This window comes from Nocardia amikacinitolerans, assembly GCF_900215415.1.
Taxonomy (GTDB): domain Bacteria; phylum Actinomycetota; class Actinomycetes; order Mycobacteriales; family Mycobacteriaceae; genus Nocardia; species Nocardia amikacinitolerans.
In genome coordinates, this window is record NZ_OBEG01000005.1 from 502323 (window position 1) to 515974 (window position 13652).

The following is a 13652-nucleotide window of genomic DNA, read 5'->3' on the forward strand; positions in this document are numbered from 1 at the left end:
CGCTGTCCGTCAGCAGTCGTCTTCGAACGACTCGTCGATCTCGGCCTGGGTAGGCGGCTCGACAGTCGGCACGCGAATGGGAGTGAGCCCCATTCGTTGCATCATCAGCGCGACACCCTCACCGATGGTCGACGACTGAGCCGCGAGCCGGTTCGCGAAGATCTTCACCCCGCGAACGTCTCGCAGCAGCGTCTCCTCGAGGTCGGCGACACGCGTCTCGATCCGGGTAACCCGTCGGTTCAGCTCGGCGTAAGTCATCTGAATCCCCCTTCGTCGATCGATTGATGCGGCGAGGCTATCGGAGGCCTCCGACAAGAACCAGCCGCGGCGGGGTGTCGTGCCAGACTGGCCGGGTGACGGGTGTTGACGCGGTTTCGATCATCACGACCAAGCGGGATGGCGGGGAGCTGTCGGACGAGCAGATCGATTGGGTGGTCGACGGTTTCACCCGCGGCGCGGTGGCCGACGAGCAGATGTCGGCGCTGGCCATGGCCATCGTCTGGCGCGGGATGACGCGCAGGGAGACGGCCCGCTGGACGGCCGCGATGATCGCCTCGGGACGGCGGATGGACTTCACGGATCTGCCGAGGCCCACGGTGGACAAACACTCGACGGGCGGGGTCGGCGACAAGATCACGCTGCCGCTCGCGCCGCTGGTCGCCGCGTGCGGCGCGGCCGTTCCGCAACTGTCCGGACGTGGTCTGGGACACACCGGCGGCACCCTGGACAAGCTCGAGTCGATCCCCGGCTGGCGCGCCGACGTCGACGTGCCGCGGATGCGCGAGATCCTCGCCGATCCGGCGATCGGCGCGGTCGTCTGCGCGGCGGGGGCCGACCTCGCGCCCGCCGACAAGCGCCTCTACGCCCTGCGCGACGTCACGGGCACGGTCGAGTCGATCCCGCTGATCGCCAGCTCGATCATGAGCAAGAAGATCGCCGAGGGCACCGGCGCGCTGGTGCTCGACGTGAAGGTCGGGTCGGGCGCGTTCATGAAGGACCACGGCGCGGCCCGCGAACTGGCCACGACGATGGTCGAGCTCGGCACGGACGCCGGGGTGCGCACCGTCGCATTGCTCACCGCGATGGACACCCCGCTGGGGCGAACCGCGGGCAACGCGCTCGAGGTGGCCGAGTCGGTCGAGGTGCTCGCCGGCGGCGGGCCCGCCGACGTCGTCGAGCTCACCCTCGCGCTGGCGCGGGAGATGGTGGCGCTGGCGGGCCTGGACATCGATCCGGCCGACGCGCTCGCCGACGGACGGGCGATGGACCATTGGCGCGCCATGGTGCGCGCCCAGGGCGGCGACCCGGACGCGCCGCTGCCGCGCGCCAGGCACACCGAGACCATTCGCGCCGAGCGCGACGGCGTGCTGACCCGCATGGACGCCATGGGCGTCGGCATCGCCGCGTGGCGCCTCGGCGCGGGCCGCGCCCGCCAAGGCGACCCGGTGCAGTTCGGTGCGGGTATCGAAATGCACGCCAAGCCTGGCGATCCGGTCCGCGCGGGACAGCCGCTGCTCACCTTGCATACCGACACACCGGACGCGCTCCCGGGAGCCGTTGCCGCACTGGCGGATTCGCTGGCCATCGGCGCCGCCGCACCGGCCGGGGGCGCCCCGCTCATCCTCGACCGAATCGGTTCCTGAGCGCCGGCCGTCGGTGCGCGAGCCGTCCAGCCGCTCGTGCAGGCGGGCATGCCGGGACGGCACCGGCAGTCGCGCACCGTGCTCGGCCCGGCACGGCGGACGACCGTGATCGGCAACGCCGCGCGAACGCGCTGTGGACCACTCCATGGCCCGCCGGCAACGAGATGGTTGCCACGCCGGAACTTCGCTGCCGATTCCGCGCGGCGCGGCTAACGTGTGGTCATGACAGGACCGATGCCGCTCACCCTCGCCTCGATCCGCCAAGCTCCCAAGGCGCTGCTGCACGATCACCTCGACGGTGGTCTGCGGCCCGCGACGGTACTGGAGCTCGCCGCCGATTGCGGTTACGAAGATCTACCCGCCACCGACGAGGCCACCCTCGCGGCCTGGTTCCGCGACGCCGCCGACAGCGGTTCGCTGGAGCGCTACCTGGAGACGTTCGCGCACACCGTCGCGGTGATGCAGACACCGGAGGGCCTGCGCCGAGTGGCCCGCGAATGCGCCGAGGACCTGGCCGCCGACGGCGTGGTGTACGCGGAAGTGCGCTTCGCGCCCGAGCAGCACCTGGAGCGCGGACTGAGCATGGACGAGGTGGTCGAGCACACCTTGGCCGGCTTCCGCGAGGGCGAGGCGGCCGCCGCAGAGGCGGGCCATTCCATCGTGGTGACCTGCCTGCTCACGGCCATGCGGCACGCGGCGCGTTCGCGCGAGATCGCCGAGCTCACGGTGCGCTGGCGCGACCGTGGCGTCGGCGGCTTCGACATCGCGGGCGCGGAGGCGGGTTTCCCGCCGAGCAGGCATCTCGACGCGTTCGAGTACATGCGGGCGAACAGCGCGCACTTCACCATCCACGCGGGCGAGGCGTTCGGCCTGCCGTCGATCCACGAGGCGCTGGCGTTCTGCGGCGCCGACCGGCTCGGACACGGCGTGCGCATCACCGACGACATCCACGTGCCGGGCGCGCTGGCGGACGCGGAACTGGGTCTGGTCGCGAATTACGTGCGGGACATGCGAATTCCGCTCGAGCTGTGTCCGTCGTCGAATGTGCAGACCGGCGCGGTGCCCGCCTTGGACAAGCACCCGTTCGATCTGCTCGCCCGGCTGCGCTTCCGCGTCACGGTGAACACCGACAACCGCCTGATGAGCGACACGACGATGAGTGCGGAGATGCTGAAGCTGGTGGAGACCTTCGGCTACGGCTGGAGTGATCTGGAGCGGTTCACCATCAACGCGATGAAGTCGGCCTTCATCCCGTTCCCGGACCGCCTGCGCATCATCGACGACATCATCAAGCCCGGATACGCGGTGCTGCTCGGCTGAAGTTTCGCACCGCCCGCCCACGTAGAGCCTCCGATAGACCCAGTTATCGTGGGATCTCGTGACGATTGTGCAGATTCCCGGTCGGTTCAACGGCCCACCGAATTCCGGCAACGGCGGCTATGTCGCCGGACGCCTCGCCGAACACCGCGACGAGAGCGCGGTGACGGTGATGCTGCGGAACCCGGCTCCGCTGGACACGCCGTTACGGCTGGACGACGGCAAGTTGTTCGACGGTGAGCGCCTGATCGCGGAATCGCGGGCGGGCGCGTTCGAGCGTGACGTCCCGGGATCCGTGCCGCGCGAGGTGGCGGAAGTCGCCGCTGGCTCGTACGAGACCAACGACATGTTCGCGCACTGCTTCGTCTGCGGAAACGCGCGCGGGGACGGCCTGCGCATCGAGCCGGGTCCGGTGCGCGAGGGCGTGGTCGCGGCCCCGTGGACGCCGGACGAGACGCTGCCGATCGACGCAGCGCTGCTGTGGGCGGCGCTGGACTGCCCGGGCGGTTGGTCGGTACCCGGCATGCTGGAGCAGCCAGCCCTGCTCGGCTCGATGACCGCCGCGGTGTTCGGCCTGCCCGAGGCGGGCGAGCCGTGCGTGGTGGTCGGGGAAAGCCATGGCGTGCAGGGACGCAAGCTCTATTCCGCCACCGCGGTCTACGGCGCGGACGAGCGGCTGCTCGGTCGCGCCGAGCACATCTGGATCAGGCTGAAATGATTTGGGGCCGAATGGATTCGGCCCCAAATCAGTGGACTACTGCGGCGCGAGCCGAGCCTCGAACCCACGCTCGAGCTCGCGCCAGCTCTGCGCCTCGGCGGCGAACGGCGGGTTCGGCGCCATCCGGGTCGGGTCCGGGTTCAGCAGGTACGACACGTACCAGCCCAGGGGAGTGGACTGGGCCAGCGCCTGCTCGACGGCGTCGTCCTCGGCGTAGTCGGCGGCATCGGTGAACAATTCGACGGCCAAGTCGAGCTGTTCGATGTCGACCGCCTCTGGCCCCTCGGCCAGGTCGTCGGCCAGGCCGGGCAGCACATAGACGTTCTCGTCGGTCACCTCGACTTCGAGCGAGCCGTCCACGGCGGCGGTCTGCACCTCGCCGTAGGTGCTCACTCGCGCCAGATCGTGGTCGTGCTCGTCGGCGAGGTAGCGCGCGAGGGCGCGCTCGGAGCCGAAGACCGTGATCGAGCCGTTCTTGCCGAGGAAGATCGGTTCGTCGTCGAGGTAGCAGCGCAGCGTGAAGTAGGTGCCGTCCGAGGTGACGATCTTGACCGGGTCGATGCCGACCTCGTGCCAGAACGAGTCGTCTTCCTCCTCGTCCTCGTCGTCCAGGTCGACGGCCTCGAATTCCTCGTCCTCGTCGCTGTCGGCCGCGTCGTCGGCGTCGACCACGTTCTCCTCGGCCGCGAGCAACTCGGCCTCGGCGACCGCGACGGCCTTGGCGTCCACGTCCGGGGTGGCGACCACCGAGTCGATGGCGTCGAGCACCGAGTCCCAGTCCTTGGCGATGGCCGCGCCGATCTGGTCCCAGAGTTCCTCGCCGTCCCGACCGACGAACGCGCTCACCCCGCCCGGCAGCGCGCCGAGCACGGGGTGCGAGCCGAAGAACTTGGTGACCGTCTCCAGCTCGCACACCTCGCCGATGTTGCGGACCATGCCGAGGGTGTCCTCCAGCTCGGCGATGCTGTCCACGTCGGGATCGCCCGCGGCCAGCTCCGGCACCGCGACCAGGTCGAACGTGAAATTCTCCTCCGGCTCCAGTTCCACCGCCGAGAGTCCGGCGACGACCTTCCACGCGGGATGGTCGACCAGATCGTTGTCGGAGCTGGTCCGGATGAACGCGGCCAGTTCGGCGACGGTGTCGAAACCATAGAGGGAATCCTCATGTCCGAGGAATGCCATCCACTCGTCGTCACCGTCGCGCCAGCGCGGTGCCCACAGGGTGACGAGATCGCCGTCGGTCAGGCCGAGCTCGATCGGGACGATGTCTCCAGAAGCCATGTGCGGAAGCCTATCGACCTTCCGGCTCAGGCACTATCCGGCCCGCCCCCAATTGTGCCCGCCGCGCCGTTGGGCGCCGGGGCGAACGACTCGTTCAGTGTCGCAACGACCTTCGACCGCTGCGCTCCCGCGTCCTCGGAGGCCTGCCTGCAAGCCCAGACGATCAGCTGGGAGACGTCGGCGGGCGCCATCGACGTGACCGCCTCCGACAGCGTCAGACCGACCAGCGCGCCCTCGCTGTTCACCTCGACGGTGACCGCGCCGTCCTCGGTGGTGAACTGGCCGCGCACCTGCTTGAGGCCGTACAGTGCGGCCTCGAGCGCTTCCAGTTTCTGGGTCGCGCTCGCGACGAGCGCGTCCATCTCGGCACTCATGCCAATTCCTCGCTTCGCTCGCTCATACCGGCCGCATCCAGCTCGTCGGTCCCGTGTCGGCGTCGTCGATGCGGTCGAGTTCGTCGACCGCCTGCTGCCTGGTCGGCAGTCCGAGCCGGTCCAGGATGTCGGCGGGCATGCCCGACTCGGCGAGGACCTCGCGGCGCTTGGCGCGCGCGGCGATGGCCGAGCGCTGGGTCAGGCGCAGGATCTCGTTGGCGAGAGCCTGTGCGCCGTAACGGTATTCGCTGCGCTCGAACTTGATCTCGACCGGCATGCCCTGGTCGGTCGCGCGCACGGCGATGGTGCCGGACCGGTTCTGGCTGACGGCCAGGGTGACGTTCGGGATCTGCTGGGCCTGCTGCTCGGTCATGCTGTCGGCCTGTAGAAGCCGTAGAACTCCATACCCATGTTCTCCGTTCGGATGGAACTGACCGAGACCGGATCACCGGCCTCGACGAGCTGTCCGTTGCCGACGACCATGGCGACATGGCCGTCCCATACGGCCAGGTCACCCGGCATCAGATCGCCGGGCGACACCTGGGGGTGTCCGATGTGCTGTTCCTGGGCAAGGCGCGGCAGCTCGACGCCCGCCTCGCCGTAGGCGTACTTGGTGAGGCCGCTGCAATCGATGCCGGACCCAGGGGTGTTGCCGCCCCAGACGTACGGGGTGCCGACCGCGCTCAGCGCCGACTGGACGGCGGTCGCGGCCTTCTCGTTCGGCGCCTCGACGACACTGCCGTCGGGCAGGGTGATCTTGACGCCGTCCTTGCTGCTCGGCGCGGCGGTGGTGTCGCCGGGCTTCGTGGAGTTCGAGCTCGAGTTGTTGTTCGTGCCCGGACTCGTCTTGGCGACGTTCTGCGCCGAAGTGCTCGCCACGCTGGTGATCAGCGAACCGGCCTGGCCGACCACGCCCATCAGGCCTTGGAGGCCGGAGCCCGCGGTGCTGGTGATCGCGCCGGGCAGCGACGCGAGCGACGGGCTCGAGGGCGCCGGGGTCAGCTGGGTCATGGTCGCGGTGTGCGTGTCCAGCTCGTTGCGCACCCGGCCGACCACGCCGAGTCCCTGGTTCAGGTGATCGATGGCGGTGCCGACCAGTGCCGCGAATCCCGGCGGCGTCGCGATCGTCGGGCCGAGCGCCGTCGCGGTGTTCACGAAGGACTGGACGATGCCGTTGAGATCCTTCTGCCCGGTCTCCACCTCGGTGGCGGCCTGGTCGACGACCGTCGCCATCTCGTTGCCGCGGTCGGAGATGTTCGCGGCGGAGGTCTGCACGCGCAGTGCCTTCGCGGTCGCGGCGTCGGCGGCGACGCCGTCCCACGCGGTGTTCATCTGGTTGATGCTGTTGCGGCCCAACTGATGCAGCTGATCCAGCGCCGTCGAGGTGGAGACCAGCGAGTCGGCCGGGCCGCCGCTGGGCAGTACGCCGGTGCCGAAGCTGCCGAGCAGGTCGAGCAGCGGCTTGACCAGGAGGTTGACGTCGATCACCGGCTCATCCGTCCAGGTCGGCGGACTTCAGCGCGGCCGCGTTGTTCAGGTCGGTCTCGGTGAGCACGGTCGCCGCGCCGGCCGCCGCGCCGCCCATGCTGGAAAGGACCGCTGACAGTTGCGCGATCGACGCGACGTGTCCGGCGTGCGCCGCGGAGTACGCGGCCATGAAATCCCCGCCGATGAGGCCCATGATCGGCCCGAGCAACGCGGGCGAGGCGCCCGCGGCCCCCGCTGCGACACCGGCCATTTCACCGGCCATCACCTCGGCGGTGGCGCCGTAGGCGGCGATGCCCTCGGTGTCCGCCGACATCTTTGCCATAGTGCTTCCCCCATCTGTTCGTTCCCAGGCAGAGTACGTCATCCAACTGGTTCGACGCGCCGCCTTGCCATTCGGTTCCACGCCTCGCGAAAAAAATTCACGAGGACGTTCGACGCCGAACTCGCCTCGAACCTTATCGTTCCCTCATGCGTACGCACACCGTGGACCACCCACTCGCCGCCACCCTGCTGACGACGATGCGCGACGCGCGCACACCCAACGCGGTCTTCCGCAACGCGCTGCGCGATCTCACCGGCATCCTGGTCTACGAGGCGCTGCGCGAGGCGCCCGTGACCAGGTACGAAATCGAAACCCCCGTCGCCTTCGCCGAGGGCGTGCGGCTTGCCCATCCGCCGCTGCTGGTCCCGGTGCTGCGCGCCGGGCTCGGCATGGTCGACGCGGCGGCCGAGCTGATCCCCAATGCCCAGGTCGGTTTCGTCGGCATCGCCCGCGACGAGACCACGCACCAGCCGGTGCCGTACATGGAATCGCTGCCCGCCGACCTGTCCGGTATCCCGGTGTACGTGCTCGACCCGATGGTGGCGACCGGCGGCTCCATGCGCCACACCCTCGAACTGCTCGCCGCACGCGGCGCGACCGACATCACCGCGATCTGCGTGGTCGCGGCGCCGGAAGGCATTGCGCTACTGGAGAAGTCGGACCTGCCGGTGCGGTTGGTGACCGCGACCGTCGACTCGGGCCTGAACTCCGACGCCTACATCGTCCCCGGCCTCGGCGACGCGGGCGACCGCCAGTTCGGACCGCGCTGACGCGGGGGCTACAGCGCGCGACAGAATTCGGCGAGCGCCGCGAGCCGCTCGGCCGCAACGCTTCTCGCGTGCGCGAGACCGGCGCTGTCGGTCACCGGCTCGACGACCTCCAGGTAGCACTTGAGTTTCGGCTCGGTGCCGGACGGACGAATCACCACACGGGAGCCCGCGCCCTCGAAAATCAGCGCGTCGGTGCGCATCCGTCCGCGTGCCTGGAGCAGATCCGCGTATTTCATCGGTTCGCCCGCGATCTCGCCGGGCGGGTCGGTGCGAAGCCGCTCGACCACCGCGGCGGCGGCCTCGGCGTCGGCCAGCCGCAACGCGACCTGATCGCCCGCGTGCAGGCCGAATTCGACCGCGTACCCGTCGAGTTCGTCGAGCAGCGTGCGTCCTTCGGCCTTCAGCCGCGCTACCAGGTCGGCGGTGAGGACGGCCGCCGAGATGCCGTCCTTGTCGCGCACGGCCGCCGGGTCGACGCAGTGCCCGATGGCCTCCTCGTAGGCGTACACCAGCCCGTCGCCCGCCCTGGCGAGCCATTTGAAGCCGGTGAGCGTCTCGGCGTAACGGGCGCCGCGCGCCGCAGCCAGCTTGGACAGCAGCCGCGACGACACGATCGTGGTGGCGACCAGCGCGTCCGGCGGCGCGGTGCGCAGCACGCAAGCACCGAGCAGCACACCGGTTTCGTCGCCGCGCAGCATCCGCCACCCGTCTGGGCCCGGCACGCCGACCGCGCACCGATCCGCGTCGGGGTCCAACGCGATGGCCACATCGGCGTTCACCCGTTCGGCCAGCGTGAGCAGCAGATCGGCGGCTCCGGGCTCCTCCGGATTCGGGAAGGCGACGGTGGGGAAGTCCGGATCGGGCGCGAACTGCTCGGTCACCAGGTGCACGTCGGTGAAACCCGCCGCGGCGAGCGCCCGCACGGCGAGATCGCCGCCGACTCCGTGTAGCGGCGTCAGCGCGATCCGGATGTCGTCGCGCGCACCCGGCCCGCCGACGAGGTCCGGCAACTGAGCGACCCGCGCGAGATAGCGGTGCACGAGCGCGTCGTCGGATTCGGCGACCGGCGTGCGCGGGATCGGTTCGCCGACCGTCTCGATGCAGCGCTCGATCTCGGTGTCGGCGGGCGCGATCAACTGCGAGCCGCCGTCGAGATAGAGCTTGTAGCCGTTGTCGGCGGGCGGATTGTGCGACGCGGTGATCTGCACGCCCGCCACCGCGCCGAGCTCGCGCACCGCGTACGCCACCACCGGCGTCGGCACCGCTCCGGGCAGCAGCGTGACCGGAAAGCCCGCCGCCGCAAAGATTTCCGCGACCGCGGTGGCGAATTCGGGCGAACCGTGCCTGGCGTCGCGGCCGACCACGACGTGACCGCCGCCGAGGCAGCGGCCGCGCAGCCAGTCCACCACGCCGGCCGTCGCCCTGCTCACGGTCGTCACGTTCATGCCGTCGGGGCCCTCGCGCAGCGGCCCGCGCAGACCGGCGGTCCCGAAGCGCAGCATCTAGAGCCGCTCCAGCACGCCGCGCAGCAGTTTGCCGAGCCTCGGTGCGGCCGCGTTGCCCTCGGCGAGCACCTCCGCGTGCGAAAGGTGTTCCCCGGTCACGCCAGCGGCCAGGTTGGTCACCAGCGAGATGCCGAGCAGCCGGGCGCCGAGCGCGCGGGCGGCGATGGCTTCCAGCACCGTCGACATGCCGACCAGGTCGGCGCCGATGGTGCGCAGCATGCGGATCTCGGCGGGCGTCTCGTACTGCGGTCCGGTCAGGCCCGCGTACACGCCCTCGGTCAGGCTCGGGTCGACTTCCCTTGCCAGCGCGCGCAATTCGGGGTCCCACGCGTCGACCAGGTCGACGAAGGTGGCGCCCGCCAGCGGGGTCCGGGCAGTGAGATTGAGGTGATCGCTGATCAGGACCGGCTCACCGACCTGCAAGCCGGGCCGGATGCCGCCCGCCGCGTTGGTCAGCACCACGATCTCCGCGCCCGCCGCCACCGCGGCCGACACCGGGTGCACCACGTCCGCGGGCTGATAGCCCTCGTAGAGATGCTGGCGGCCCATCAGCAGCAGCACCGGCGTCTCACCGACGGGCACCGAATGCACCACGCCGACATGGCCCTGCGCGGTCGGTTCGCCGAAGCCGGGCAGTTCCGGCATCGACACCGACGCCGACGGCGCACCGACCTCCGCGGCCGCCTGCTGCCACCCCGACCCCAGCACAACGGCCACCCGGTGGCGCTCGACTCCCGTACGTTCCGCGATCGCCTCGGCGGCCTGTTCGGCAAGCATGCCGTAACCCTATCGAGCTTTACCGTCCCACGCCCACAACGCGGGGCTACCCGCGAGTAGGGGTTGTCCGCCCAGGGCGATACGCTGCACGCATGCCGTATCTGGAGCGTCAGGGAGATGTGTTCGTGCTGTACCTCGGGAGCGAGGGACAGACCGACAGCGAGAACCGCTTCCATCCGGACTGGATCGATCAGGTGCACGCGCTGTTCGACAAGGTCGAGGCCTCGGAGGGTCCGGCGGCGCTGGTGACCACGGCGACCGGCAAGTTCTTCAGCAACGGCCTGGACACCGACTGGCTGTTCGGCAACCTCGGCGAAATGCACGGCTACCTGGACAAGGTGCACTCGCTTTACACCCGCCTGCTGGCCTTCCCGATGCCGACGGTCGCCGCCATCAACGGCCACGCGTTCGGTGCGGGCGCCATGCTCGCCACCTCGCACGACTTCCGCGTCATGCGGGCCGATCGCGGCTTCTGGAGCCTGCCCGAGGTGCACCTCGGCATGCCATTCACCGTCGGCATGAACGCCCTGCTCACCAACCGCCTGAGCAACCAGGTCTGCGTGCAGGCCATGACCACCGGCCACCGCTACCCGGCCGATCAGGCCATCGCGGCGGGCATCGTGGACCAGGCCGCCGAAGCCGACGTGTTGCTGGAGACCGCCGTCGCACAGGCCGCGGCACTGGCGGGCAACCGCAAGCCGAATCTGCCGATCATCAAGCGGGCGCTGCACGCCGAAGCACTGGCCGGACTCGCGGTGCGCACAAGCCCGGAGAACCTGGCGTTCGCCGTCGGATAACCCCTGGCGAGGGCCCGGATGTGAGCAGGTCGACGGACACGGGACGCGCCCGATTCGCGCCACAGTGCCAGACTGTGTCCCATGCCATCACCGCGCAGCGGGCCTGAGGAAACGAGCAGCATGCCGCGCGCTGTCCGCACCGACGGCGCCGCGGCGGCCTCCGACGCCGCGATCGACGCCGCGGCGACCCGGCTGATCGAGCTGTCGCACGCCATCCACGCCGAGCCGGAGCTGGCCTTCGAGGAGACGCGCAGCGTCGCCAAGGTCCTCGCGCCGCTCGCCGAGCGCGGTTTCGAGATCCAGGCAGGCGTCGCCGACCTGCCGACGGCCTTTCGCGCGAGCTACGGAAGCGGCGAGCTGACGGTCGGCATCTGCGCCGAATACGACGCGCTGCCCGAGATCGGCCACGCCTGCGGGCACAACATCATCGCCGCGTCGGCCGTCGGCGCGGCGCTCGGCCTCGCCGAGGTGGCCGATGAACTCGGCATCACCGTCGTGGTGCTCGGGACGCCCGCCGAGGAGAGCGGCGGCGGCAAGGTGCTGATGCTGGAGCGCGGCGTCTTCGACGACATCGCGATGGCGATGATGGTGCATCCCGGCCCGTACGACATCGTCGGCGCCCGTTCGCTCGCCCTCGCCGACCTGGGCGTGCTCTTCCGCGGGCGCGAGGCGCACGCCAGCGCGGCCCCCGAGTACGGCCGCAACGCGGGGGACGCCGTCACCGTCGCGCAGGTTGCTCTCGGTTTGCTGAGGCAGCACCTTCTACCCGGTCAGCAACTTCACGGTATAGTCAGCGACGGTGGCGTAGCCCCCAACATCGTGCCCGGACGTGCGGAACTGCTGTACTACCTACGCGCAGTCGACTCCGCATCCCTCGATGATCTGATGCGACGAGCGTCGGCTTGTTTCGAGGCGGGCGCCCTCGCGACCGGCTGCACCCACGAAATCCGGACGCTCGCGCCTACATATACCGAGCTGACGCCCGATCCGGCACTACTGTGTGCCTATCGTGAGCAGATCGCCGACCTGGGACGGGTGCCGATCGCACCGGAGCTCGAGGCGCAGCGACCGCTCGGCAGCACCGATATGGGCAATGTCACCAATGTCATCCCGGGCATCCATCCGGTCATCGGCATAGACGCCGGTGGGGCGGTGACACATCAGCCGGGCTTCGCCGAGGCGAGTGTCAACGCCTCGGCGGATCGCGCGGTGACCGATGGCGCGGTCGCGTTGGCGCGTACCGCAATCGCCCTCGCCCGCGATGAAGAAAACAGAGACAGGTTGTTGCAACGACTCGTTCAACGACAGGAGGACATTCGGTGAGCACTACAGGCCGACCGGCGGCGCGAGCGACGGGCCAGGAGGCGGCGCGCGCTACCACGGAGGGCCCCGCGAGTGCCGCATTGTCGAACACCTCGGCGCGAGCCACCGGCCCCATGGGCGCGGCGTGCCTGACCCCGGAGGCGCCGGGCGGCGTCGCGACGGACACCGTCGTGACCGCCCGGGATGCGGTCGAATCGTGGCTGGCCGAGCACGCTGTCGACCTCGTGCAGTGGCGCAGGCACATCCACGCGAACCCGGAGCTTTCCCGCACCGAGTTCGGCACGACCGAGTTCGTCGCGGCCTGGCTGACCAAGGCGGGTCTCTCCCCGCAGAAGATGCCCGGCGGCACCGGCCTGATCTGTGACATCGGCCCCGAGGGACCGCGCATCGGCCTGCGCGCCGACATGGACGCGCTCCCGCTGCAGGAGTTCACCGGCCTCAGCTTCGCCTCGACCGTGCCCGGCGTCTCGCACGCCTGCGGCCACGACGCGCACACCACCGTCCTGCTCGGCACCGCCCTCGCGCTCGCCGAGATCCCCGACCTGCCGGTCGGCGTGCGGCTGATCTTCCAGCCCGCCGAGGAAGTGATGCCGGGCGGCGCGATCGACCTGGTCGCGGCGGGCGTCATGGAGGGCGTTGAGCGGATCTTCGCGCTGCACTGCGATCCGCGCCTGGAGGTCGGCAGGGTCGGCATCCGGGTCGGCGCGATCACCTCGGCCGCCGACACCATCGAGCTGGTGCTCGACTCGCCGGGCGGCCACACCTCGCGTCCGCACCTGACCAGCGACCTCGTCTACGCGATCGGCACCGTGATCACCGGCCTGCCCGGCCTGCTCAGCCGCCGCATCGACCCGCGGACCAGCACCGTGATGGTGTGGGGCGCGGTGTCGGCCGGCAAGGCGCCGAACGCGATACCGCAGACGGGCATGCTCACCGGCACCGTCCGGACCGGCGACCACGCGACCTGGTCGCTGCTCGAGCCGATGGTCCACGAGATCGTCGACGGCCTGCTCGCGCCGACCGGCGTGCGGTACCAGCTCAACTACCGCCGCGGCGTGCCGCCCGTGGTCAACGACGAGCACTCGACCAGGATCTTCGAGGACGCCATCCGCGCGCTCGGCCCCGACGCGCTGGCCGACACCATCCAGTCCGGCGGCGGCGAGGACTTCTCCTGGTACCTGGAGGAGGTGCCCGGCGCGATGGCGCGGCTCGGCGTCTGGTCCGGGCATGGCGAGCAGCTGGATCTGCACCAGCCGACCTTCGACATCGACGAGCGCGCGCTCGCGGTGGGCGTGCGGGTGCTGTCGAACATCGTGTTGCAGACGCCGCCGCGCTGA

At 70.3% G+C, this 13652-nt stretch carries 15 protein-coding genes; 7 read left to right on the forward strand and 8 right to left on the reverse strand.

The window, feature by feature from the left end:
* Window positions 1–9: 9 nt before the first annotated feature.
* Window positions 10–258 (reverse strand): hypothetical protein, encoded by a 249-nt coding sequence (locus CRP45_RS23920; protein WP_097247060.1) that lies wholly within the window; start codon window positions 256–258, stop codon window positions 10–12.
* A 95-nt stretch (window positions 259–353) separates the two neighbouring features.
* Between CRP45_RS23920 and CRP45_RS23925 the strand changes: the two genes are divergently transcribed.
* The 3 genes from CRP45_RS23925 (at window position 354) to CRP45_RS23935 (ending at window position 3678) form a co-directional block, all read left to right on the forward strand.
* Window positions 354–1643 carry a thymidine phosphorylase gene (locus CRP45_RS23925; protein WP_067787904.1) on the forward strand — a complete coding sequence of 430 codons (1290 nt, stop codon included), beginning with the start codon at window positions 354–356 and terminating at the stop codon, window positions 1641–1643.
* 222 nt (window positions 1644–1865) lie between these two features.
* Window positions 1866–2963 (forward strand): adenosine deaminase, encoded by a 1098-nt coding sequence (locus CRP45_RS23930; protein ID WP_067787806.1) that lies wholly within the window; start codon window positions 1866–1868, stop codon window positions 2961–2963.
* Between the two features lie 58 nt (window positions 2964–3021).
* Window positions 3022–3678, forward strand: a complete 657-nt coding sequence (locus CRP45_RS23935; RefSeq protein WP_097247063.1) for a hypothetical protein — start codon at window positions 3022–3024, stop codon at window positions 3676–3678.
* Window positions 3679–3714: 36 nt separating this feature from the next.
* Here the strand turns inward: CRP45_RS23935 and CRP45_RS23940 are convergent, their stop codons facing one another.
* Genes CRP45_RS23940 through CRP45_RS23960 form a run of 5 tightly spaced genes read right to left on the reverse strand, consistent with a single transcriptional unit; the run spans window position 3715 to window position 7143 of the window.
* A complete protein-coding gene (locus tag CRP45_RS23940; protein WP_097247065.1) occupies window positions 3715–4959 on the reverse strand; it encodes a primosomal protein in 1245 nt (414 codons plus the stop codon).
* 26 nt (window positions 4960–4985) lie between these two features.
* Window positions 4986–5333, reverse strand: coding sequence for a YbaB/EbfC family nucleoid-associated protein (locus CRP45_RS23945; protein WP_067787802.1), 348 nt, complete (start codon window positions 5331–5333; stop codon window positions 4986–4988).
* 22 nt (window positions 5334–5355) lie between these two features.
* Window positions 5356–5706, reverse strand: coding sequence for a hypothetical protein (locus tag CRP45_RS23950; protein ID WP_067787800.1), 351 nt, complete (start codon window positions 5704–5706; stop codon window positions 5356–5358).
* A complete protein-coding gene (locus tag CRP45_RS23955) occupies window positions 5703–6821 on the reverse strand; it encodes a C40 family peptidase (protein ID WP_097247067.1) in 1119 nt (372 codons plus the stop codon). Before CRP45_RS23955 ends, CRP45_RS23950 begins: the two co-directional genes overlap by 4 nt.
* Before the next feature lie 4 nt (window positions 6822–6825).
* Window positions 6826–7143, reverse strand: a complete 318-nt coding sequence (locus CRP45_RS23960; protein ID WP_067787796.1) for a hypothetical protein — start codon at window positions 7141–7143, stop codon at window positions 6826–6828.
* Between the two features lie 146 nt (window positions 7144–7289).
* Between CRP45_RS23960 and upp the strand changes: the two genes are divergently transcribed.
* The gene (gene upp, locus CRP45_RS23965; protein WP_067787794.1) at window positions 7290–7913 is read left to right on the forward strand and encodes a uracil phosphoribosyltransferase; all 624 of its coding nucleotides are present in this window, start codon (window positions 7290–7292) and stop codon (window positions 7911–7913) included.
* Window positions 7914–7921: 8 nt separating this feature from the next.
* On the opposite strand, the gene CRP45_RS23970 is transcribed toward upp, so the two are convergent.
* Window positions 7922–9415, reverse strand: a complete 1494-nt coding sequence (locus CRP45_RS23970; protein WP_097247069.1) for a phospho-sugar mutase — start codon at window positions 9413–9415, stop codon at window positions 7922–7924.
* Entirely contained in the window at window positions 9416–10195 is a 780-nt protein-coding gene (locus CRP45_RS23975) for a purine-nucleoside phosphorylase (protein ID WP_067787790.1), read from the reverse strand. It abuts the gene before it with no gap.
* Window positions 10196–10287: 92 nt separating this feature from the next.
* Here CRP45_RS23975 and CRP45_RS23980 point away from each other — a divergent pair, with 92 nt between their 5' ends.
* From CRP45_RS23980 to CRP45_RS23990, 3 genes are all read left to right on the forward strand, one after another.
* A complete protein-coding gene (locus CRP45_RS23980; RefSeq protein ID WP_067787789.1) occupies window positions 10288–10992 on the forward strand; it encodes an enoyl-CoA hydratase-related protein in 705 nt (234 codons plus the stop codon).
* A gap of 120 nt (window positions 10993–11112) precedes the next feature.
* The gene (locus CRP45_RS23985) at window positions 11113–12315 is read left to right on the forward strand and encodes a M20 family metallopeptidase (RefSeq protein WP_245910372.1); all 1203 of its coding nucleotides are present in this window, start codon (window positions 11113–11115) and stop codon (window positions 12313–12315) included.
* Window positions 12316–12443: 128 nt separating this feature from the next.
* Window positions 12444–13652, forward strand: coding sequence for a M20 family metallopeptidase (locus CRP45_RS23990; RefSeq protein WP_179831002.1), 1209 nt, complete (start codon window positions 12444–12446; stop codon window positions 13650–13652).

Excerpts from the sequence above, each read along its gene's own strand:
- CRP45_RS23920 (WP_097247060.1), bottom strand. The coding sequence starts at position 258 with ATGACTTACGCCGAGCTGAACCGACGGGTTACCCGGATCGAGACGCGT.
- CRP45_RS23930 (WP_067787806.1), top strand. The coding sequence starts at position 1,866 with ATGACAGGACCGATGCCGCTCACCCTCGCCTCGATCCGCCAAGCTCCC.
- CRP45_RS23940 (WP_097247065.1), bottom strand. The coding sequence starts at position 4,959 with ATGGCTTCTGGAGACATCGTCCCGATCGAGCTCGGCCTGACCGACGGC.
- CRP45_RS23945 (WP_067787802.1), bottom strand. The coding sequence starts at position 5,333 with ATGAGTGCCGAGATGGACGCGCTCGTCGCGAGCGCGACCCAGAAACTG.
- CRP45_RS23950 (WP_067787800.1), bottom strand. The coding sequence starts at position 5,706 with ATGACCGAGCAGCAGGCCCAGCAGATCCCGAACGTCACCCTGGCCGTC.
- CRP45_RS23960 (WP_067787796.1), bottom strand. The coding sequence starts at position 7,143 with ATGGCAAAGATGTCGGCGGACACCGAGGGCATCGCCGCCTACGGCGCC.
- upp (WP_067787794.1), top strand. The coding sequence starts at position 7,290 with ATGCGTACGCACACCGTGGACCACCCACTCGCCGCCACCCTGCTGACG.
- CRP45_RS23970 (WP_097247069.1), bottom strand. The coding sequence starts at position 9,415 with ATGCTGCGCTTCGGGACCGCCGGTCTGCGCGGGCCGCTGCGCGAGGGC.
- CRP45_RS23975 (WP_067787790.1), bottom strand. The coding sequence starts at position 10,195 with ATGCTTGCCGAACAGGCCGCCGAGGCGATCGCGGAACGTACGGGAGTC.
- CRP45_RS23980 (WP_067787789.1), top strand. The coding sequence starts at position 10,288 with ATGCCGTATCTGGAGCGTCAGGGAGATGTGTTCGTGCTGTACCTCGGG.
- CRP45_RS23985 (WP_245910372.1), top strand. The coding sequence starts at position 11,113 with ATGCCGCGCGCTGTCCGCACCGACGGCGCCGCGGCGGCCTCCGACGCC.